Raw genomic sequence first — 19695 nt, 5'->3', positions numbered from 1 at the left:
GAGGAGGAGGCATGCAGGCCACCGGTCTGACGCTGCTGGGCCTCGTCGCCATCGCCTACGCTCTCGTCGCCTCCCGCCTGGAGCGGTGGTCCGTGGGTGGCCCCCTGGTGATGACGGCAGCCGGTCTCGTGCTCGGACCGGCGGGCCTGGCCGTGCTCCAGCTGCCCGCGTCGAGCGAGCCGGTGAAGCTCGCCACCGAGGTGACGCTGGCGATGTTGCTCTTCGCCGACGCGTCCACCATCGGGCTGCGGCGGCTGACCCACCACGCGGGGCTACCGCTGCGGTTGCTCGCCGTGGGGCTGCCGCTCACCATCGTGCTCGGCACGGTGGTCGCCCACGGCATGCTCGACGGCTCGACGTGGGCTGCCGCCGCGCTCGTGGCCACGATCCTCGCCCCGACGGACGCGGCTCTGAGCCTGCCGGTGGTGTCCAACCCGAAGGTGCCGCCCATCGTGCGGACCACCCTGAACGTCGAGAGCGGCCTCAACGACGGGATCGCGACCCCGGTCGTGACCGTGCTCATCGCCGTCGTCGCGAGCGAGGAGTCGGCCACGGCTGGGTGGCTGGGGGATGCGGGGAAGGCCATCGCGGTGGCCGTCGCCGTGGCTGCCGTCGTGGGGGCCGGCGGGGCCCTGCTCGCCCTGCGGGCCCGTCGCGACCGGTGGACCACCCCGCTGTCCGACGAGCTGGCGGTCCTGCTCCTGGCGCTGGTCAGCTACAGCGGCGCCGTGGCCCTGGGCGGCAACGGCTTCGTCTCGAGCTTCGTCGCAGGACTCGTCTTCGGCGCCGTGACCCGTCACCGGGTGTCACGTGCGGTCGAGTACACCGAGACCACGGGGCTGTTCATGTCGTATGCCGTGTGGGCCTTGTTCGGTGCCGCTCTGGCAGGGCCGCTCCTCGAGGACGGCTGGCACGCGAGCGCCCTGGCCTATGCCCTGGTGTCGCTCACGGTGATCCGCATGGTCCCCGTGGCCATCGCGCTGCTGGGCGCCCGCACGCGCGTTACCACGACGCTGTTCATCGGCTGGTTCGGTCCGCGAGGGCTCGCATCGGTGGTGTTCCTCATCCTCGCGGCCCACGAGCTGCACATCGGCGCCCAGGGGGCCACGGGCGTGCTCGCCGAGACGGTGGTCTGGACGATCCTGCTGTCCGTCGTCTTGCACGGTCTCACGGCGGCGCCGCTCAGCGCCTGGTTCGGCCGGCGCAGCGGCACGGAGCACACCACGGAACGCGGGGTCGCGGGCGCGGACGGTCAGGCAGCCGCGACGGCGCCCGTGCGCAGGCGTCGGCTCGGCCTCTCGCACCGGGACGACGGCCGCGCGTAGGCACCTCCTCGAACGGGTCGCTCGCGCGTATGGCGTGTGCATGCTGTCGCTGATCGCGGTCGTGATCGGCACCGTCGCCGGGTTGGCGCTGGGCAACGATGCTGGAACCAGGTCCTCGACGCCCGACCGATGACCGGCGCGGAGCGCGACGAGATCGTGGCCCAGCTCGAGCCCGGCACGATCGAGCGCCACGTCGATCTCCCGTGCTGAGGCCGCTGCCAGGGCGCTTCGTGGCCCGGGGCGACGACGTCGTACGCTCCCCCCATGGCCCATGGCGAGCACCTGCACCCCGCGACCGTCGCAGTCACCTTCGGGCGCCCCCCGCGCGTCCAGGGCGGCCCGGTCAACCCGCCCCTCGTGCTCAGCTCGACGTACGTCTCGCAGGGCGTGCCCGGGCCCGAGCTGCTCTACACGCGCAGCGGGACGGAGACGTGGGCGCCGTTCGAGGAGGCGCTCGGCAGGCTCGAGGGCGCGGTCCACCCCGCGGTCGTGTTCGGCTCCGGGATGGCCGCGGTCGCGGCCGCGCTGTCGCTCGTGCCCGACGGCGGCGTGCTGGTGGTGCCCCGCCACGCCTACCAGGTGAGCCTCGGCTACGCCGACGACCTCGCGAAGAAGCACGGCGTCGAGGTGCGTCGCGTCGACATCGCCGACACCGACCAGGTGGTCGCCGCGCTCGAGCCCGCGGGGTCCTCGCGACGCCCCGCAGCGAAGCGAGGAGACTCGTGGGGTGAGGGCGGCGCCGACGTCGCTCTGCTCGAGTCACCCACCAACCCGATGCTCGAGGTCGCCGACCTGCCCGCGCTGCTCGCCGCGGCGCGTGAGCGGGGCGTGCGCACCGTCGTCGACAACACGTTCGCGACCCCGCTGGGGCAGAACCCGCTCGCGCTGGGCGCCGACGTCGTGCTGCACTCGGTGACCAAGTACCTCGCGGGGCACTCCGACGTCGTGCTCGGCGCGTGCGTGACGAACGACCCGTCGCTGGATGCGGAGCTGCGGGCGTACCGGACCCTGCACGGGTCCATCGCCGGGCCGTTCGAGGTGTGGCTCGCGCTGCGCGGGCTGCGCACGCTGCACCTGCGCGTCGAGCGGGCTCAGGCCAACGCGGCCGTCCTGGCGACCCGCCTGGCCGAGCACCCGGCCGTCGCCGAGGTGCGGCACCCGTCGCTCCCGAGCGACCCCGGGCACGCGCGCGCCGCCCGCCAGATGCGGGGCTTCGGCGCGATCATCGGCATGCGCCCGGTGGGCGGGACGGCCGCGGCCGACGCCGTCGTCGCCGCGCTGCGGCTGTGGGTGCCGGCGACGTCGCTGGGCGGCGTCGAGTCGAGCCTCGAGCGCCGCCGCCGCTTCACGACGGAGTCGCCGACCGTTCCCGAGGACCTGCTGCGGATGTCGGTGGGTGTGGAGGACGTCGAGGACCTGTGGGCCGACCTGGACCAGGCGCTGCGCTCGGTGCGCTGATCACCACCACGCCGGAGCCCAGGTCGATCTCGCCGTGACCGGGGTCGCTGCCGCTGGCGCTCCTGCTCGTCCACGAGCGCGCGGTGGCCGGGCTGGAAGACGTCGATGATCTCGCCGAGCGCGCCTGCCCCGCCGCCGCCCACGCCACCCGAAAGCTTGCGAATCACCCCCATGGGTCGAGCGTAAGTCCGCTGGTCGGCCTACCGTGAGATACCGATAGCGGAGGTGCCCATGCGTACCCGGGCCAGCGCGACGGCGGCGGCCCTGGTCGCCGTCGTCCTCACTGCGGGCGGGTGCATGGAAGGCGACGGCACGTCGCCCGGCTCGACGGCAAGCGCCTCCCCTACTGCCTCCCCCACCGCCTCACCCACCGAGGACCCGAGCCCGGCGACGCCATCCGACGCCGGGTCCGACGCCCCCTTCGGGGACCCGGCCACGACGTCGACCGCGGACCCGGGCACGGGTGCGGCGCTCACCGTGACGGGCATCCGCGTCGCGACCCACGACGGCTACGACCGGGTCGTCTTCGACCTCGGCGGCGTCGGCACGCCGGGCTGGCGGGTGGAGTACGTCGACGAGGCCCTCGACGACGCCTCCGGCAACCATGTCGACGTCGCGGGCGGCGCCGTGCTCCGCGTGGTGATCTCGGGCACCGGCGTGCCGATGGACACCGGCGTCCAGGAGTACGCGGGCACCACCGTCTCGGTATCTCGTGGCGCGGTGCAGCAGGTGGTCTACCGCTTCGTCTTCGAGGGGTACACGACGGCGTTCGTCGGCGTCGACCAGCAGCGCCCGTTCCGGGTGTTCACGCTGGACGACCCGACGCGGCTCGTGGTGGACGTCGAGAACGGCTGACCCTCAAGCTGCGGCGAGCATCGGGGCGAGGCGGTATCTCGACGCGTCCCCTGTCGACAGGCGTTTGCTGGCGTCTGAACTACCTGTCCCGGTGCAGCTCGTCGCCGCGCACGGACTTGCGTCGCTGCTGCCGAGCCGGCCTGGCGAGAACGTACACGAACACCCCGACCGCCGAGCCGAGCAGCACAAGGAACGCGACGTTGCGCCAGATGTCCGACGCTGACGGTTGCAGCGTGTCGTCCGCACCTCTCGGCACGAACACAAGAATGACCAAGACCACAAAGACGGAGCCCAGGACGGCCGCCAGGCCCACGCGCTTGGAAGCCTTCCTCATCGCTTGCCTGTCACCAACGTGACGGCCAGGGACACCTAGACACCCTCCGCCTTCTGCGGCCGCGACAGCAGCATCGGCCCGAGCTGCTCGACGGGCAGCGACCCCTCCACCACGGCGACGACCCCGGCGGTGATCGGCATCTCGACGCCGTGCTTGGCCGCGAGGTCCAGCACCGACTGCGACGACTTCACGCCCTCGGCCGTGCCGCCCGTCGCCGCGATCGCCTCCTCGAGCGAGAGGCCCTTGCCCATATGGCTGCCGAGCGTGTGGTTGCGGCTCAGGGGCGAGGCGCAGGTCGCGACGAGGTCGCCCATCCCGGCGAGGCCTGCGAACGTCTCGGCCTGTGCCCCGAGCACGAGACCGAGCCGGGTGATCTCGACGAGGCCGCGCGTGATCACCGTGGCGGTGGTGTTCCAGCCGTAGCCGAGCCCCTGCGCGATGCCCACGGCGAGCGCGATGACGTTCTTGACCGCGCCGCACAGCTCGACGCCGACGACGTCGTCGTTGGTGTACGGCCGGAAGTACGACGTCGTGCACGCGCCTGCGACCAGCCGGGCGGTCTCCTCGCTGGCCGAGGCGACCACCGTCGCCGTGGGCTGGCGGACGGCGATCTCCTTGGCGAGGTTCGGGCCGGAGACGACCGCGACGCGGTCGGCGGGAACGCGGAGCGCCTCGCTGACGACCTCGCTCATGAGCCGGTCCGTCGAGAGCTCCACGCCCTTCATGAGCGAGACGACGACGGCGTCCGGCTCGACGAGGCCGGCCATGCCCGCGAGCGTGGCGCGAGCGACCTGCGACGGGATGGCCGCGACGACGATGCGCGCGCCCGCGAGCGCGACCGCGGCGTCCGTGGTGCCGGTGATGGTCACCGGCAGGTCGATCCCCGGCAGGTACTTCTCGTTGCGGTGCTGCAGCGTGACGGATCGCGCGACGGCCTCGTCCCGGCCCCACAGCCGCACGTCGCACCCGGCGTCGGCGAGGACCTTGGCGAAGGTGGTGCCCCAGGCGCCCGCGCCGAGCACGGCGACGGCGGTCACGGGCGCTCCACCGGCGGGTAGGTCGTCTGCTTCTTCCGGTACTCGGGGTGCTTGCGGAGGTCGAACCGGGCTGCAGGCGCCTCCTCGCCGCGGAGCTTCGCGAGCTCGGCGGTGATCGCGTTCATGACCCGGGTCGTCGCCTCGCGCAGCGTGGCCGTGTCCTGCGGCCGGTCGTAGAGGTCGGACAGGTCGACGGCGGGGCCGGCGTGCATCTGGACGCGCTTGCGCGGGAACGGGCGCAGCAGGCGGCCGTACCGGGGCAGCAGCGCGCCTGCTCCCCACTGGGCGACGGGGATGACCGGCGTGCGCGTGGACAGCGCGATGCGGGCCAGGCCCGTCTTGCCCTCCATGGGCCAGAGGTCGGGGTCCCGGGTGATCGTGCCCTCGGGGAAGATCGCGACGCACGAGCCCTCGCCGATCTCGTGGCGCGCGACGTCGAGCGAGTGGCCGGCGTCGGCGCTGCCGCGATCGACCGGGATCATGCGCGTGGCGCGCAGCAGCGAGCCGAGGACGGGCGTGGTGAACAGCCCCCGCTTCGCGAGGATGCGCGGCTCGTGCCCGTGGTCGAACAGGAAGTGCACGAACGTCAGCGCGTCGAGCTCGGTCGCGTGGTTGGCAGCGGCGATGAACCCCCCGGACGCGGGGAAGTTCTCACCGCCCGACCACTCGTACCGGGCCACGGCGAACATCAGGTGTCGCACGAGCCAGGCGATGGCTCGGTACGCGCGGGACTCGGGGCGGGCGATCGTCACGGCCCCAGAGCCTACTGGTTCAGTCGCGCGAGACGTCCGCGCCGAGCGCTACGAGCTTGTCCTGGAAGTTCTCGTACCCGCGGTCGATGAGGCTGATGCCGCGGACCGTCGAGGTGCCCTTGGCCGCGAGCGCCGCGATGAGGTGTGAGAACCCGCCGCGCAGGTCCGGCACCTCGATGTCGGCGGCCGCGAGCGGCGTCGGGCCGGAGATGACGGCCGAGTGGTGGAAGTTGCGCTGGCCGAACCGGCAGTCGCCGCCGCCGAGGCACTCCTTGTACACCTGGATGGTCGCGCCCATCTGGCGCAGGGCCTCGGTGAAGCCGAACCGGTTCTCGTACACCGTCTCGTGCACGATCGACAGGCCGGTGGCCTGGGTGAGCGCGACGACGAGGGGCTGCTGCCAGTCGGTCATGAAGCCGGGGTGCACGTCCGTCTCGAGGACGATCGAGCGCAGGTCGCCGCCCGGGTGCCAGAAGCGGATGCCGTCGTCCTGGACGTCGAACTGGCCGCCGACCTTCCGGAAGGTGTTGAGGAAGGTCATCATCTCGGGCTGCGTGGCGCCCTTGATGGTGACGTCGCCGCCCGTGGCGAGCGCGGCCGACGCCCACGAGGCGGCCTCGATGCGGTCGGCGAGCGAGGTGTGGTTGAAGCCCTCGAGGCGGTCGACCCCCTCGATGCGGATCACGCGGTCGGTGTCGACCGAGATGACGGCGCCCATCTTCTGCAGGACGGCGATGAGGTCCATGATCTCGGGCTCGATCGCGGCGTTGCGCAGCTCGGTGATGCCCTCGGCGCGCACGGCGGTGAGCAGCAGCTGCTCGGTGGACCCGACCGACGGGTACTCGAGCGTGAACTTGGTGCCCTGGAGGCGGCGCGGGGCGCGCAGGTGGATGCCGTTGGGGCGCTTGTCCACGACGGCGCCGAACTGCCGCAGGATGTCGAGGTGGTAGTTGATCGGCCGGTCGCCGATCCGGCAGCCGCCCAGGTCCGGGATGAACGCCTCGCCGAGGCGGTGCAGCAGCGGGCCGCAGAGGAGGATCGGGATGCGGCTCGAGCCCGCGTGGGCGTCGATGTCGGCCATGTGCGCCGACTCGACGTTCGACGGGTCGAGGTCGAGGATCCCGGCGTCGGAGTCGTACTTGACGTTGACGCCGTGGAGCTCGAGGAGCCCGGACACGACGCCGACGTCGCGGATCTGCGGGACGTTGCGCAGCACGCTGGCCGTCTCCCCGAGGAGCGAGGCCACCATCGCCTTGGAGACGAAGTTCTTGGCTCCACGCACCGTGATGGTGCCCTCGAGCGGGTTGCCGCCGTTGACGTACAGCAGGTCGTTCATCAGATCGTGTCGTCCTGTCCTCGGTAGGGTGCCGGGTGCGTCGGCGCGGTCGATCCTCCCCCTGAGGATCCGGTCGTGCCAACACGCTGGCACGTGAGGTTGTTTCCGTTCACCACACCTTCACTCGCCCTCCGCCCGGTCGCGCGTCGACACGCGCATCGCACCACGCGGCGGCTGATCGAGACGCGCCACAACGTCCAGCAACCGCGAGCCGGACGTTAGCGTGCGGAGCGAAGGGAAGAACCGGAGGTAAGAATGGATTCCCAGCTGCAGTCGGTGTTCGACGCGGTCCTGCGCCGCAACCCGGGTGAGGCCGAGTTTCACCAGGCCGTGCGCGAGGTCTTCGAGTCGCTCGAGCCCGTCCTGAGGAAGAACCCGCAGTACGTCGAGGCGGCCGTCCTCGAGCGTATCTGCGAGCCCGAGCGTCAGATCGTCTTCCGGGTGCCGTGGGTCGACGACACGGGCCGCGTGCAGATCAACCGCGGCTTCCGCGTCGAGTTCAACTCGGCCCTCGGCCCGTACAAGGGCGGCCTGCGCTTTCACCCGTCGGTGTACCTGGGCATCGTGAAGTTCCTCGGCTTCGAGCAGATCTTCAAGAACTCGCTCACGGGCATGCCGATCGGCGGCGGCAAGGGCGGCTCGGACTTCGACCCGCGCGGCAGGTCCGACGGCGAGGTCATGCGCTTCTGCCAGTCGTTCATGACGGAGCTGTACCGCCACATCGGCGAGTACACCGACGTCCCGGCCGGCGACATCGGTGTCGGCGGCCGCGAGATCGGCTACCTGTTCGGCCAGTACAAGCGGATCACCAACCGCTACGAGTCCGGCGTGCTCACCGGCAAGGGCCTCACCTGGGGCGGCTCGCTCGTGCGCACCGAGGCCACCGGCTACGGCACCGTCATGTTCGCCGAGTCGATGCTCGCCACCAAGGGCCAGGACCTCGACGGCCGCCGCGTGACGGTCTCGGGCTCGGGCAACGTCGCGATCTACGCGATCGCCAAGGCCCAGCAGCGCGGCGCCAACGTCGTCTCGTTCTCCGACTCCTCCGGCTACGTGGTCGACGAGGCCGGCGTGGACGTCGACCTGCTCCGCCAGGTCAAGGAGGTCGAGCGCGGCCGCGTCGCCGACTACGTCGCCCGCCGCCCCGGCGCGCGCCTCGTCACCGGGGGCTCGATCTGGGACGTCCCTGCCGACGTCGCGCTCCCCTGCGCCACGCAGAACGAGCTCGACGAGGCCAACGCCAAGCAGCTCGTCGCCAACGGCGTCGTCGCCGTCGCCGAGGGCGCCAACATGCCCACGACGCCGGAGGCCGTGGCCCTGCTCCAGGATGCCGGCGTGCTGTTCGGCCCGGGCAAGGCCGCCAACGCCGGTGGGGTGGGGACCTCGGCGCTCGAGATGCAGCAGAACGCCTCGCGCGACGCGTGGACGTTCGACTACACCGAGGAGCGCCTGCAGCACATCATGACCGGCATCCACGACCAGTGCGTGGAGACGGCCGACGAGTACGACGCGCCCGGCAACTACGTGGTCGGCGCCAACATCGCCGGCTTCACGAAGGTCGCGGACGCGATCATCGCCCTCGGCGTCATCTGACCTGACGAAACAGCATGGGCTCCGGAGCATCTCGCTCCGGAGCCCGTGCTGTGTCCAACGCCGCGCGCGGCGCACCTCCGGCGTCCGGCGCATGACGGATGCTGGGCGGGTGCACGCCCGCCGGATCCTCACGCGCCTCGGCATCGCCCTCGCGGTGCTGATCGTCGTCGTCCTCGGCGGGCCGCTCGTGGTCAACGCCGTCGCGACGGGGCGGCCCGTTCTGGGTCTCCAGGTCGCCGGCGAGAGTCGCGCGCGGGTGTGGACCGACGCCTCCGCCGTGGCGGACGGCATCGCTGCCCGGCGCGCGGCAACCACCGTCACCCTGACTGCCGGCGACGTCACCCAGACGCGGACGCTGGACTCGCTCGGGCTGGTGGACCGCTCGGACGAGCTGCATGCCGCGCTCCTCGACGCCGGGCGCGACGGCTCCTTCTGGCAGGACGTCGTGACCCAGACGCGCGCCGTCTGGGGCCGTGAGCACGTCGCCCCACCACCCGACCGGCTCGATCCCGCCGCCCTCGGCGACGCCGTCGACGCGCTCGCGGACAAGGTCGCCGTCGCGCCGACCGACGCCTCGGTTGCCCTCACCGGTGGGCAGGTGGAGGTCACGCCCGACGTGCGCGGTGTCCGCCTCGACACGAGCGGCGCCCGGGATGCGATCCTCGACGCCGTGCACGCCGACCGCCGCTCCGCAGACCTGCCGACGGATCCCGTTCCCGCGTCCGTGACGTCCGCCGACCTCACCGCGGCCGCGACCGCGGTCAGCGCCGCCGTCGAGCGCCCGCTCGTGCTCGCGGCGCGAGGCACCCGCGTCACCGTCGCGCCCGAGCGGGTCTTCGCCGCCCTGCCCGTCACGGTCGGCGACGGGGGTGCCAACGTCGGCGTCGACGCCGCCAAGCTGTCGGGCGACATCGACGCGGTCGCCGGAAAGGTCGACCGCGAGCCCGAGCTGCGCATCGTCATGGCGGACACCGTCGTCGCGCCGGGCGTCGAGGGCCACCGGCTCGACAAGGCCGTGGCGGCCCAGGCCGTGCTCGGCGAGGTGCAGGCGCGCGCCGCAGGCGGCGGTTCCGACGTCGTCACCCTGCCGGTCACGACGCTGCCCTTCCGCGAGCAGGAGGCGACGCCGGGCGCGTTCACGGGCGACACGACGGTGCACCTGACCTTCGACGACGGACCCGGGGCCCACACGGAGGCGATCCTCGACATCCTCAAGGCCAAGCACGCGCACGCCACGTTCTACGTCGTGGGCGACCGCGCGCGGCAGCACCCCGAGACGATCCGCCGCATACTCGCCGAGGGGCACCGCCTCGGCAACCACTCGGCCACGCACGCCGACCTGACCAAGCTCACGCCCGAGCAGGTCACCGAGGAGATCGCGACCACCCAGGAGCTGCTCACCGAGATCACCGGGGTGCGCCCCACGGCATTCCGTCCGCCGTTCGGCGCCGTGAACGACGTGGTCCGCGCGGCTGCGGCCGACGAGCACGTCTCGGTCGACCTGTGGACCCTCGACCCCCAGGACTGGCGCGCGCCGGGCGCCACCGTCGTGCGCGGTCGTGTGCTGGCCTCGGCCAAGCCCGGCAGCGTCGTGCTCCTGCACGTGCTGCAGCCGGGCACCGTGGACGCGCTGCCCGGCATCATCGAGGGGCTGCGGGCGCGCGGCCTCGCCGTCGACTGATCCCTACCCCACGACCCGCGCCGGGTTGCCGACCGCGATGGCGTCGGCGGGCAGGTCGCGCACGACGACGGCCCCTGCGCCCACCACCGTGTTGTCCCCGATCGTCACGCCCGGGCACACGATCACGCCGCCGCCCAGCCACACGTTGTCGCCGATCGTGATCGGCTTCGCCGCCTCGAGCCTGTCCCGCCGCGCCTGCGCCTCGACCGGGTGCGTGGGCGTCAGGAGCTGGACGTTCGGCCCGAGCTGGCAGTCCTCGCCGATCCGGATCGCAGCGACGTCGAGCGCCATGAGGTTGTAGTTGACGAACGTCCGCGCGCCGATGTGCAGGTTCTCGCCGTAGTCGACGAAGAGCGGTGGCTTGACGAACGCCCCCTCCCCGAGCGAGCCGAGCAGCTCGGCGAGGATGCCACGCGCGCCGACGTCGTCCGCCACGACGGCCCGGTAGTACTCGTCGGCAAGCCGCATGCCGCGCTTGGCGAGCCGCTCGTTCTCGGGGTCGTCTGCGATGTACAGGTCGCCCGCGAGCATGCGCTCGCGGTTGGTGCGGGGATCGCCGGCGAAGTAGTCCGGGTTGGCCATACCGGGGACGGTACCGCCGCGAGCGCCGGCCCTCAGGTCGTCGCGGGCACCGCTCAGGCCGTGGCAGGCGGCCGCCCGACCGTCATCGAGTCCAGCTGGTCCGGCGTGAACGTCGCCGCCGTCTGCGGGTCGAGCTCGGCGCCGACGCCGTCGAGCACCGCCGTGAAGAACAGGCGCGCCGCGGCCGCGAGGACGACGTCGACGACGTCGGTGTCGGTGAGCCCGACGGCGCGCAGCGCCTCGACGTCGGCCGCCCCGATCGACGCCGGGTCGGTGGCGACACGGGTGGCGAACTCGTAGACGGCGCGGTCGGTCCCATCCAACGTCGAGCCGTCGGGGTCGCCGTTGATCGCCGCCAAGGTCGCCTCGTCGCCGCACACGTCGCGCAGGAACTTCGAGTGGGCCGCCGTGCAGTAGGTCGAATGGCGCGCCCGCGCGGCCGCGATCGTGGCGATCTCGAAGCGACGCCGGTCCATCGCGCCGCGGATCGTGAGGTTGAGCGTCTGCCACGCCTGGGCCGCCTCGGGTCGCAGCGAGAAGGGGGCCGCGAAACGGGGCAGGAAGCCCCACTGTCCGCGTTGGGTCTCGTAGTAGTCGGCGACCGGACCCTGCGCGTCGCCCTCGTCCACACCGGTGATGAACATGCTCCGAGCATGGGGCGGGTACCTCGCGCGGGCAACCCTCGATCTCAGTCGTCGGCAGGACGTGGCGCGCAGCATCGCGGCGGTCGCCCGTGCTGCGGCAAGCACGCCGGCACCGCTCGACCGATAGCGCTCAGGAACGCACCGTCGCGGGCAGCGGGTCGGGCAGCCGTTCGAGCAGCTCCGCGAGCAGCTCGTCGGGAGGCAGCGTCGCGTCGAGGAAGGTCTCGAACCGTGGGTCGCTCATCGCCGGTGTGTAGCGCTCGAGCCGCGTGAGGGCCCAGTCCATGAAATCGCTGCGGCCCTCCTGTCCCGGCACCTGACGGGTCGCGAGCCGGCGCGCGATCTCCTGCGGCGGCGCGGTCAGGCAGAAGTGGTGCACGTCGATGCCCTGCGCGCGCAGCCCACCGACGATCTGCTCGTAGTAGGCCGGGTTCAGCACGGTCATCGGCACGATCATCGGCCGGCCGGGCTCGGCATGGAACCCGGCCAGGGCGGACACGACCAGCTCGCGCCACAGCGCGAAGTCCTGGAAGTCGGCGGTGCCGAGCCCGTGCGGCTTGCTCCACTCCATGAGCATCATCCCGACGCGCTCGGGGTCGACGACGACTGCGTCGTGCCAGTGCTCGGAGAGGTGCGTCGCGAGGGTGGTCTTGCCGACGCCGAACGTCCCGTTGATCCAGACCAGCATGGTCGGTCGGTGTTCCACACACCGTGACACCCTCGGCAGATGCGTCGATCCGGCTCGCTTACGTTGAGCCGGTGAGCACTCAAGATCCGGCGATGTTCGCCGCACCGATCGGTGACCAGCTCCTCGCCTTCATCGACGAGCAACGCGCGATGCTCGCGTCCTGCCTGGACGGGCTGTCCGAGGAGCAGGCCCGACGGCGTCTCGTACCGTCGAAGACAACTTTGCTGGGTCTGGTCAAGCACGCGACGTTCGTCGAGAAGGTGTGGTTCGACGAGGCCATCACGGCCCGCACTCGCGCCGAGATCGGGATCCCCGCCGCGCCCGACGAGTCCTTCGACGTGACCGACGGCGACACGATCGCCTCCGTCCTTGCCGACTACGAGCGAGCCGTCTCCGCATCACGGGCCGCAGGCGCAAGCCTCGGCCCCGACGACGTCGTGACCGGCAACCGCCGCGGCCCGCTCCCGCTGCGCTGGGTCTACCTCCACGTGCTGCGCGAGCTCGCGCAGCACTGCGGGCACGCGGACATACTCCGCGAGCAGATCATCACCTGACCCCGTCCTGCGGGGTCCAGGGACAGAAAGAGGCCCGGATCCGCGGAACTTCGCGGATCCGGGCCTCCCGGCAGATCAGAAGTTGATCATGTGCCCCGCGATGCCGTGGATGGCCTCCTGGACGGCCTCCGACAGCGTCGGGTGGGTGTGCACGTTGCGCGCGACCTCGTCGGCAGTGAGGTCCCACTTGGCGGCGAGCGTGAGCTCCGGCAGCATCTCCGAGACGTCCGGGCCGATCATGTGGGCGCCGAGCAGCTCGTTGTACTTGGCGTCGGCGACGATCTTGACGAAGCCGGTCGGGTCGCCGAGGCCGTGGGCCTTGCCGTTCGCCATGAACGGGAAGCTCGAGACCTTGACGTCGTAGCCCTCGTCCTTGGCCTGCGCCTCGGTGAGGCCGAACGACGCGACCTGCGGGGAGCAGAACGTGGCGCGCGGCATCATGCGGTAGTCGCCCAGCGTCATGGTCTCGGCGCCGGCGATGGTCTCGGCGGCGACGACACCCTGGGCCTCGGCCACGTGGGCGAGCATGAGCTTGGCGGTGACGTCGCCGATGGCGTAGACGCCGGGGACGTTGGTACGCATGTGGTCGTCGATCTCGATGGCGCCACGGTCGGAGAGCTTGACGCCCGTGTTCTCGAGGCCGAAGCCCTCGACGTTCGGCGCGAAGCCGACGGCCATGAGCACCTTGTCGACGGTGAGCTCGCCGGCCTTGCCGTCCTTGACGCCCTGGTAGGTCACGGTCACGGAGGAGCCGTTGTCCTTGACGGTCTGGACCGCCGTCGAGGTGAGGATGTTGACGCCGAGCTTCTTGTACTGCTTGGCGATCTCCTTGGAGACGTCCGCGTCCTCGTTGGGCAGCGCACGGTCGAGGAACTCGATGATCGTGACGTCCACGCCGTAGTTCTTCAGGACGTAGCCGAACTCCATGCCGATGGCGCCGGCGCCGACGACGGCGACCGACTTCGGCAGGTCGCGCGTCATGATCTGCTTCTCGTAGGTCACGACGTTGTCCGACAGCTCGACGCCCGGCAGCAGCTTGACCTGCGAGCCCGTGGCGATGATGACGTTCTCGAACGTCACCGTCTCGCTGCCGCCGTTGCTGAGCGCGACCTGGATGGTCTTGGCGTCGACGAACGTGCCACGGCCCTCGTACTCCGTGATCTTGTTCTTCTTCATCAGGAAGTGGACGCCCTTGACGCGGCCGTCGGCGACGACGCGCGAGCGGTCCCAGGCCTTGCCGAAGTCGAAGGTCACCTCACCCGACATGCCGAAGAAGTCGGCCTGGGTGTGGAAGATGTGCGACAGCTCCGCATTGCGCAGCAGCGCCTTCGAGGGGATGCAGCCCACGTTGAGGCAGACACCACCCCAGTACTTCTCCTCGATGATCGCGACGGACTTGCCGAGCTGAGCGGCCCGGATGGCGGCCACGTACCCGCCAGGGCCGGCCCCGAGGAGGACGACGTCATAGTGAGAAGCCATGGCGCAAGCCTATTGCGCCCGGGAAATGTTGCTGACGCGACGTGTGTCACAGCCTGCTCCTACGGTGGGCACATGAAGATCGGCCTCGTCGGCAGCTACGGCTCGCCCGCACAGATGGTCCGGCTCGCCCGTGAGGCGGAGCAGCACGGCTGGGACGGCTTCTTCACCTGGGACGGCGTGAGCCTCGACGAGCCAGGCATGGACTCCATCCCCACGTACGACCCGTTCGCCATCCTCGCAGCGGTCGCGACCGCCACCGAGCGGCTGACCCTCGGCGCGCTGGTCTTCGCTCCCCCGCGCCACCGCCCGTGGGAGCTCGCGCAGAGCGCGCTGACGGTCGACCACCTCTCGGGCGGTCGCCTGGTGCTCCCGGTGGGCCTCGGTGTGACGATCGACCGGGCGTTCACGTCGGTGCACGGTCAGCCCTCCGCGATGCGAGACCGCGCCGAGCTGCTCGACGACGTCCTCGCGTGGCTGGAGCGCTCTTGGACGGGTGAGCCGTTCACGTTCGAGGGCGAGCACGTGAGCACCGGGACCTTCCGGTTCCCGCAGCCGCCGGTGCGCGGGCGCATCCCGGTGTGGCCGGTCGCGGTCTGGGACCCGGACCGGCCGCCGCTCAAGAGCCTGAACCGGGCGCTCCGCTGGGACGGCATGGTCCCGCAGGTGCGCGGGGTCGACCCGGAGCAGGGCGAGGCATCGCCCGAGCAGCTCGCCACCCTGGTCTCCTGGATCGCCGCGCACCACGACGCCACGCGCGGCCCGTTCGACATCGTCCATCAGGGCCGGTTCTCGGCCGACCGGGGCAAGGCGCGCGAGCAGGCCACGGCCGTCGCCGAGGCGGGCGTGACGTGGTGGATCGAGAGCTGGTGGGATCCCGAGGTCGCCACGCCGGACTTCCTGCTGGAACGAGCGCGCCAGACGCCCTAGACACCGCCTCGCAGCAATGATTCAATGCATTGACTCAATGCACTGTCGTTGCGCGTGGAGGTCAGCATGTTCGGAGGGCTCGTGCTCGTCATGGTTCTCGTCGTGGTCGTGGTCCCCGCGCTCCTCGTGGGACTCGTCCTGTGGCTCGTGTCCCGCAGCACGTCCGACGACGGCGGCGCCCCCGCCCGGGCGGCGCGCCGACACGAGCTGCTCGTCTCGTCCGTCGCGGTCCTCGCGGCCGTCGTGTGCACCGTCGTGCTCCTCGCGCAGCCGGTCGCCTGGCCGGGCTGGGCGTCGGCGCCAGGCGTGCTCCAGGCGATCACGCCCTTCTCGGTCGCGCTCGTGCTCTGCGTGGTGCGGGCGGTCGGCGAGCAGACCTGGCCGCGGCCCCGCGGCGAGGTGCGCTCGGCCCCGCTTGCGCGCCGGACGATCTGGTCGCTCGGAGGTGCGCGGCTGCGCATCGTGCTCGTGACGGCGGCGGCACTCGCCGTGGCGCTCGTCGTGTTCGGCGCCACCGCGGACCCGACCGGCCGCGCGTTCGCGACGAACCCGGTGACCTTGCCCGACGGCAGCGTCGTGTCCGGAGCGTCGGGCCCTTACCCGGGCTGGCCCTACGGCCTGCCGATGCTGCTGGGGCTCGCGCTCGCCGTCGCCGCCACGTTCGTCGCCCTCGGCTCGATCACGCGCCGGCCCCCGCTCCACGGCGTGCCGGCCCGGCACGACGACGCCGTGCGGGCCACGAGCGCCGCGCGCCTCCTCGGTGCGGTCCAGCTGTGCCTCGGCGTCGGGCTCGGGGGCGCGCTGGCCGTCGGCGGTGCGGCGATCCAGTCTCGCGGGCAGAACCTGCTGCTCGACGAGCTCCCGACGCACGGGTTGGTCGCCGTGGGCGGCGGCGTGGCGCTCCTCGGGATCGCGGTGGTCGTGGCGTCGGGCATCGCGGGCCTGCTCGCCGCCTGGCCGCGCGCGGCCCGCCACGCCGGCGCGCCCGCCGCGACAGGCGCCCCCGCATGACCGACATCGTCATCGCCCTCAGCTCGCCGGTCCCCGTCTACGAGCAGATCCGCGCCCAGGTCACGGCCCTGGTCGCCGTCGGGACGCTCCGCGCGGGCGACCGCCTGCCCGCCTCGCGGGACCTCGCGCGCGACCTCGGCATCGCCGTCGGCACCGTGCAGCGCGCGTACCGCGAGCTCGAGGCCGGGGGCGTCGTCGAGTCGCGGCGCCGCACCGGCACAGTCATCGCCGACCCGCCCCGGCAGGCGGACGCGACCCCGGCGGCGATCGTCGAGAACGCGCACGCGCTGGTCGCCGCAGCGCGAGATGCCGGCCTGCACGACGCCGCCGTGCTCGACCTCGTCCGAGGAGCCCTGTCCCGCCACCCGTGACCCGAAGTCCGGCGTGGGCACGACTTTGGCCCGGTTTCGCGAACGAAACCGGGCCAAGAGTCAAAGGGTCAGGCCTGGACCGGCCGCGCCGGCTCGATCGGCACCGACGGCAGGTGCTTCGCCGGCAGCGTCTTCGGCCGCCACGCCTCGCGCCGGGTCTCGAAGTCCGCGATCTCGTCGGCGTGCTGCAGCGTCAGGCCGATGTCGTCGAGGCCCTCCATGAGGCGCCAGCGCGTGTAGTCGTCGATCTGGAACGGCACGGTGACGTCGTCGGCGTGCACGGTGCGGTTCTCGAGGTCCACGGTCACCTCGGTGCCCGGGTGGGTCTCGAGGATCTTCCACAGGAGCTCGATGTCCTCCTGCGCGACGATGCCGGCGATGAGGCCCTGCTTGCCCGAGTTCCCGCGGAAGATGTCCGCGAAGCGCGAGGCGAGGACGACCTTGAAGCCGTAGTCCTTCAGCGCCCAGACGGCGTGCTCACGCGACGAGCCGGTGCCGAAGTCGGGGCCGGCGACCAGCACGGAGCCGGTCTTGTAGGCGTCCTGGTTGAGCACGAACGCGGGGTCACCACGCCAGGCGGCGAACAGCGCGTCCTCGAACCCCGTGCGGGTGATCCGCTTGAGGTAGACCGCCGGGATGATCTGGTCGGTGTCGACGTTGCTGCGGCGCAGCGGCACCCCGACGCCCGTGTGGACGGTGAACTTCTCCATGAGTCTCTACTTCCCGGGTCTCAGACGAGCGAAGGGGCGGCGAGCGGCGCGAGCGGCGTGCCGTCGAACGAGGTGAGGTCCACGTCGGCGGGCAGGTCCAGGTCGCGCAGCGAGGACAACGTGCCGCGCACGGCCGTGGCCGCCGCGACAAGCGGCGAGACCAGGTGCGTGCGGCCGCCCTTGCCCTGCCGCCCCTCGAAGTTGCGGTTCGACGTCGACGCCGAGCGCTCCCCCGGCGCGAGCTGGTCGGGGTTCATGCCCAGGCACATCGAGCAGCCGGCGTTGCGCCACTCCGCACCGAAGTCCGTGAAGATCTTGTCCAGGCCCTCCGCCTCGGCCTGCAGGCGCACGCGGGCCGACGCCGGCACGACGAGCACGCGGACGTTCTCGGCCTTGTGGCGGCCGTCGAGCACCTTGGCGACCGAGCGCAGGTCCTCGATGCGGCCGTTGGTGCACGAGCCGATGAAGACCGTGTCGACCTTGACCTCGCGCAGCGGGGTGCCAGGTTCGAGGCCCATGTACTCCAGGGCGCGCTCGGCGGCGACGCGCTCGTTGGCGTCGGCGATCTCGGCCGGGATCGGGACGGACGCCGAGAGCGGCAGACCCTGACCCGGGTTGGTGCCCCACGTGACGAACGGCTCGAGGTCGGAGGCCTTGAGCACGACCTCGGCGTCGAACACCGCGTCGTCGTCGGACTTGAGCGTCTTCCAGTACTCGACGGCGGCGTCCCAGTCCTCGCCCTCGGGGGCGTGCGGGCGGCCCTTGAGGTACTCGAACGTGGTCTCGTCGGGCGCGATCATGCCGGCGCGGGCGCCGGCCTCGATCGACATGTTGCAGATCGTCATCCGGGCCTCCATGGAGAGCCTCCGGATGGCCTCGCCGCGGTACTCGAGCACATAGCCCTGGCCGCCGCCGGTGCCGATCCTGGCGATGATCGCCAGGATGATGTCCTTCGAGGTCGCACCCGGGGGCAGCTCGCCGTCGACCGTGATGGCCATGGTCTTGAACGGCTGCAGCGGGAGCGTCTGCGTGGCGAGCACGTGCTCGACCTCGGAGGTGCCGATGCCGAACGCCAGACCGCCGAACGCGCCGTGCGTCGAGGTGTGCGAGTCGCCACACACGACGGTCAGGCCGGGCATCGTCAGGCCGAGCTGCGGGCCCACCTGGTGGACGATGCCCTGGTCCGCGTCGCCCAGCGAGTGGATGCGGACGCCGAACTCCTTGACGTTCTTGCGGAGCTGGTCGATCTGCGTGCGGCTAGTAAGGTCCGCGATCGGCAGGTCGATGTCGAGCGTCGGGGTGTTGTGGTCCTCGGTCGCGATCGTCAGGTCCGGGCGCCGCACCGGGCGGCCGGCCAGGCGCAGGCCCTCGAACGCCTGGGGGCTCGTCACCTCGTGCAGGAGGTGGAGGTCGATGTAGAGGAGGTCGGGCTCTCCGTTCGTGCCGCGGCGCACCAGGTGCGCCTCCCAGACCTTCTCCGCCAGCGTGCCGGCCATCCTCAATCCCTCCTCGGACCCCACGGTCGGGGGCACCAGATACTTCGAACTTGCAATCTCACGTGCCGAGACGGCAATATCGCCCTATGGACGATACTAGCGGAGTCGGCGTTCTTGACAAGGCCGCGTCCGTGCTCGGCGCCCTGGAGTCGGGACCGGCGACGTTGGCCCAGCTCGTGGCCTCCACGGGCCTGGCCCGGCCGACGGCCCACCGCCTCGCGGTGGCCCTCGAGCACCACCGCCTCGTAGCGCGCGACATGCAGGGCCGGTTCATCCTCGGACCGCGCCTCAACGAGCTCGCCACGGCCGCGGGCGAGGACCGCCTGCTTGCGGCCGCCAACCCCGTGCTGATCGCGCTGCGCGACCACACCGGCGAGAGCGCCCAGCTGTACCGCCGACAGGGCGACCACCGCGTCTGCGTCGCGGCCGCCGAGCGGCCCGTGGGCCTGCGCGACTCGATCCCCGTCGGCGCGACGCTCACGATGCACGCCGGCTCGGCCGCCCAGATCCTGCTGGCCTGGGAGGAGCCCGACCGCCTGCACCGCGGACTTCGTGACGCCGTCTTCACGGCAACCATCCTTTCGGGCGTGCGCCGGCGCGGCTGGGCCCAGTCCGTGTCCGAGCGAGAGCTCGGCGTCGCCAGCGTCTCGGCGCCGGTGCGCGGCCCGTCGGGCAAGGTCGTCGCCGCGGTGTCGGTGTCGGGCCCGGTCGAGCGCCTCACGCGCCAGCCCGGCCGCCTCCACTCGGGCGCCGTCGTCGCGGCGGCCAACCGCCTCACCGAGGTGCTGCGCCGCGCCGGGGAATGAGCAGGGAGAACAGGCCGCGCATCACTACGCTTCGGGCAGTGGTGCGACGGTCGCAC

Annotated in this window: 20 protein-coding genes; 10 read left to right on the top strand and 10 right to left on the bottom strand. The window is 71.9% G+C overall.

The window, feature by feature from the left end:
• Positions 1-11 precede the first annotated feature (11 nt).
• The 3 genes from ACO4JP_RS06400 (at position 12) to ACO4JP_RS06390 (ending at position 3638) form a co-directional block, all read left to right on the top strand.
• A complete protein-coding gene (locus ACO4JP_RS06400) occupies positions 12-1325 on the top strand; it encodes a cation:proton antiporter (protein ID WP_425956544.1) in 1314 nt (437 codons plus the stop codon).
• 264 nt (positions 1326-1589) lie between these two features.
• Positions 1590-2783: a trans-sulfuration enzyme family protein gene (locus ACO4JP_RS06395; RefSeq protein WP_425956543.1), complete on the top strand. Its 1194-nt coding sequence runs from the start codon at positions 1590-1592 to the stop codon at positions 2781-2783.
• A 231-nt stretch (positions 2784-3014) separates the two neighbouring features.
• On the top strand, positions 3015-3638 hold the full coding sequence (locus ACO4JP_RS06390) for an AMIN-like domain-containing (lipo)protein (protein WP_425956542.1): 624 nt from the start codon (positions 3015-3017) through the stop codon (positions 3636-3638).
• 79 nt (positions 3639-3717) lie between these two features.
• Here ACO4JP_RS06390 and ACO4JP_RS06385 read toward each other — a convergent pair whose 3' ends face one another.
• Genes ACO4JP_RS06385 through murA form a run of 4 tightly spaced genes read right to left on the bottom strand, consistent with a single transcriptional unit; the run spans position 3718 to position 7097 of the window.
• A complete protein-coding gene (locus tag ACO4JP_RS06385) occupies positions 3718-3972 on the bottom strand; it encodes a hypothetical protein (RefSeq protein WP_425956541.1) in 255 nt (84 codons plus the stop codon).
• Positions 3973-4007: 35 nt separating this feature from the next.
• Positions 4008-5009 carry an NAD(P)H-dependent glycerol-3-phosphate dehydrogenase gene (locus ACO4JP_RS06380; RefSeq protein WP_425956540.1) on the bottom strand — a complete coding sequence of 334 codons (1002 nt, stop codon included), beginning with the start codon at positions 5007-5009 and terminating at the stop codon, positions 4008-4010.
• The gene (locus ACO4JP_RS06375) at positions 5006-5761 is read right to left on the bottom strand and encodes a lysophospholipid acyltransferase family protein (RefSeq protein ID WP_425956539.1); all 756 of its coding nucleotides are present in this window, start codon (positions 5759-5761) and stop codon (positions 5006-5008) included. The genes ACO4JP_RS06380 and ACO4JP_RS06375 overlap by 4 nt, the downstream gene beginning before the upstream one ends.
• A 19-nt stretch (positions 5762-5780) precedes the next feature.
• Positions 5781-7097, bottom strand: coding sequence for a UDP-N-acetylglucosamine 1-carboxyvinyltransferase (gene murA, locus ACO4JP_RS06370; protein WP_425956538.1), 1317 nt, complete (start codon positions 7095-7097; stop codon positions 5781-5783).
• A 255-nt stretch (positions 7098-7352) separates the two neighbouring features.
• Between murA and gdhA the strand changes: the two genes are divergently transcribed.
• Together gdhA and ACO4JP_RS06360 are read left to right on the top strand one after the other, a co-directional pair.
• Positions 7353-8690 carry an NADP-specific glutamate dehydrogenase gene (gene gdhA, locus ACO4JP_RS06365; RefSeq protein WP_425956537.1) on the top strand — a complete coding sequence of 446 codons (1338 nt, stop codon included), beginning with the start codon at positions 7353-7355 and terminating at the stop codon, positions 8688-8690.
• Positions 8691-8799: 109 nt separating this feature from the next.
• Positions 8800-10371, top strand: coding sequence for a polysaccharide deacetylase family protein (locus tag ACO4JP_RS06360; RefSeq protein WP_425956536.1), 1572 nt, complete (start codon positions 8800-8802; stop codon positions 10369-10371).
• A 3-nt stretch (positions 10372-10374) separates the two neighbouring features.
• On the opposite strand, the gene ACO4JP_RS06355 is transcribed toward ACO4JP_RS06360, so the two are convergent.
• The 3 genes from ACO4JP_RS06355 to ACO4JP_RS06345 form a co-directional block, all read right to left on the bottom strand.
• The gene (locus tag ACO4JP_RS06355; RefSeq protein WP_425956535.1) at positions 10375-10953 is read right to left on the bottom strand and encodes a sugar O-acetyltransferase; all 579 of its coding nucleotides are present in this window, start codon (positions 10951-10953) and stop codon (positions 10375-10377) included.
• 53 nt (positions 10954-11006) lie between these two features.
• Complete coding sequence (locus tag ACO4JP_RS06350) at positions 11007-11597, bottom strand: carboxymuconolactone decarboxylase family protein (RefSeq protein WP_425956534.1); 591 nt, start codon at positions 11595-11597, stop codon at positions 11007-11009.
• A 130-nt stretch (positions 11598-11727) separates the two neighbouring features.
• On the bottom strand, positions 11728-12285 hold the full coding sequence (locus ACO4JP_RS06345) for an AAA family ATPase (RefSeq protein ID WP_425956533.1): 558 nt from the start codon (positions 12283-12285) through the stop codon (positions 11728-11730).
• Between the two features lie 92 nt (positions 12286-12377).
• Here ACO4JP_RS06345 and ACO4JP_RS06340 point away from each other — a divergent pair, with 92 nt between their 5' ends.
• Positions 12378-12839 carry a DinB family protein gene (locus ACO4JP_RS06340; RefSeq protein ID WP_425957062.1) on the top strand — a complete coding sequence of 154 codons (462 nt, stop codon included), beginning with the start codon at positions 12378-12380 and terminating at the stop codon, positions 12837-12839.
• Positions 12840-12914: 75 nt separating this feature from the next.
• Here ACO4JP_RS06340 and lpdA read toward each other — a convergent pair whose 3' ends face one another.
• Positions 12915-14318, bottom strand: coding sequence for a dihydrolipoyl dehydrogenase (gene lpdA / locus ACO4JP_RS06335; RefSeq protein WP_425956532.1), 1404 nt, complete (start codon positions 14316-14318; stop codon positions 12915-12917).
• A 72-nt stretch (positions 14319-14390) separates the two neighbouring features.
• Between lpdA and ACO4JP_RS06330 the strand changes: the two genes are divergently transcribed.
• The 3 genes from ACO4JP_RS06330 to ACO4JP_RS06320 are packed head-to-tail and all read left to right on the top strand — an operon-like array spanning position 14391 to position 16627.
• Positions 14391-15245 carry an LLM class flavin-dependent oxidoreductase gene (locus tag ACO4JP_RS06330; RefSeq protein WP_425956531.1) on the top strand — a complete coding sequence of 285 codons (855 nt, stop codon included), beginning with the start codon at positions 14391-14393 and terminating at the stop codon, positions 15243-15245.
• A 54-nt stretch (positions 15246-15299) separates the two neighbouring features.
• Positions 15300-16256, top strand: a complete 957-nt coding sequence (locus ACO4JP_RS06325) for a hypothetical protein (RefSeq protein ID WP_425956530.1) — start codon at positions 15300-15302, stop codon at positions 16254-16256.
• Positions 16253-16627: a GntR family transcriptional regulator gene (locus ACO4JP_RS06320; RefSeq protein ID WP_425956529.1), complete on the top strand. Its 375-nt coding sequence runs from the start codon at positions 16253-16255 to the stop codon at positions 16625-16627. Before ACO4JP_RS06325 ends, ACO4JP_RS06320 begins: the two co-directional genes overlap by 4 nt.
• 68 nt (positions 16628-16695) lie before the next feature.
• Here the strand turns inward: ACO4JP_RS06320 and leuD are convergent, their stop codons facing one another.
• Positions 16696-17337: a 3-isopropylmalate dehydratase small subunit gene (gene leuD / locus ACO4JP_RS06315; protein WP_425956528.1), complete on the bottom strand. Its 642-nt coding sequence runs from the start codon at positions 17335-17337 to the stop codon at positions 16696-16698.
• Positions 17338-17357: 20 nt separating this feature from the next.
• Positions 17358-18833: a 3-isopropylmalate dehydratase large subunit gene (gene leuC / locus ACO4JP_RS06310; protein ID WP_425956527.1), complete on the bottom strand. Its 1476-nt coding sequence runs from the start codon at positions 18831-18833 to the stop codon at positions 17358-17360.
• Between the two features lie 86 nt (positions 18834-18919).
• On the opposite strand from leuC, the gene ACO4JP_RS06305 reads away from it, so the two are divergent.
• Positions 18920-19639, top strand: coding sequence for an IclR family transcriptional regulator (locus tag ACO4JP_RS06305; RefSeq protein ID WP_425956526.1), 720 nt, complete (start codon positions 18920-18922; stop codon positions 19637-19639).
• Positions 19640-19695: the final 56 nt, after the last annotated feature.

This window comes from Xylanimonas sp. McL0601 (assembly GCF_049852175.1).
Lineage (GTDB): Bacteria > Actinomycetota > Actinomycetes > Actinomycetales > Cellulomonadaceae > Xylanimonas.
Note: the sequence above shows the minus strand (reverse complement) of the source record. Positions and strands in the feature narration are given on the sequence as shown.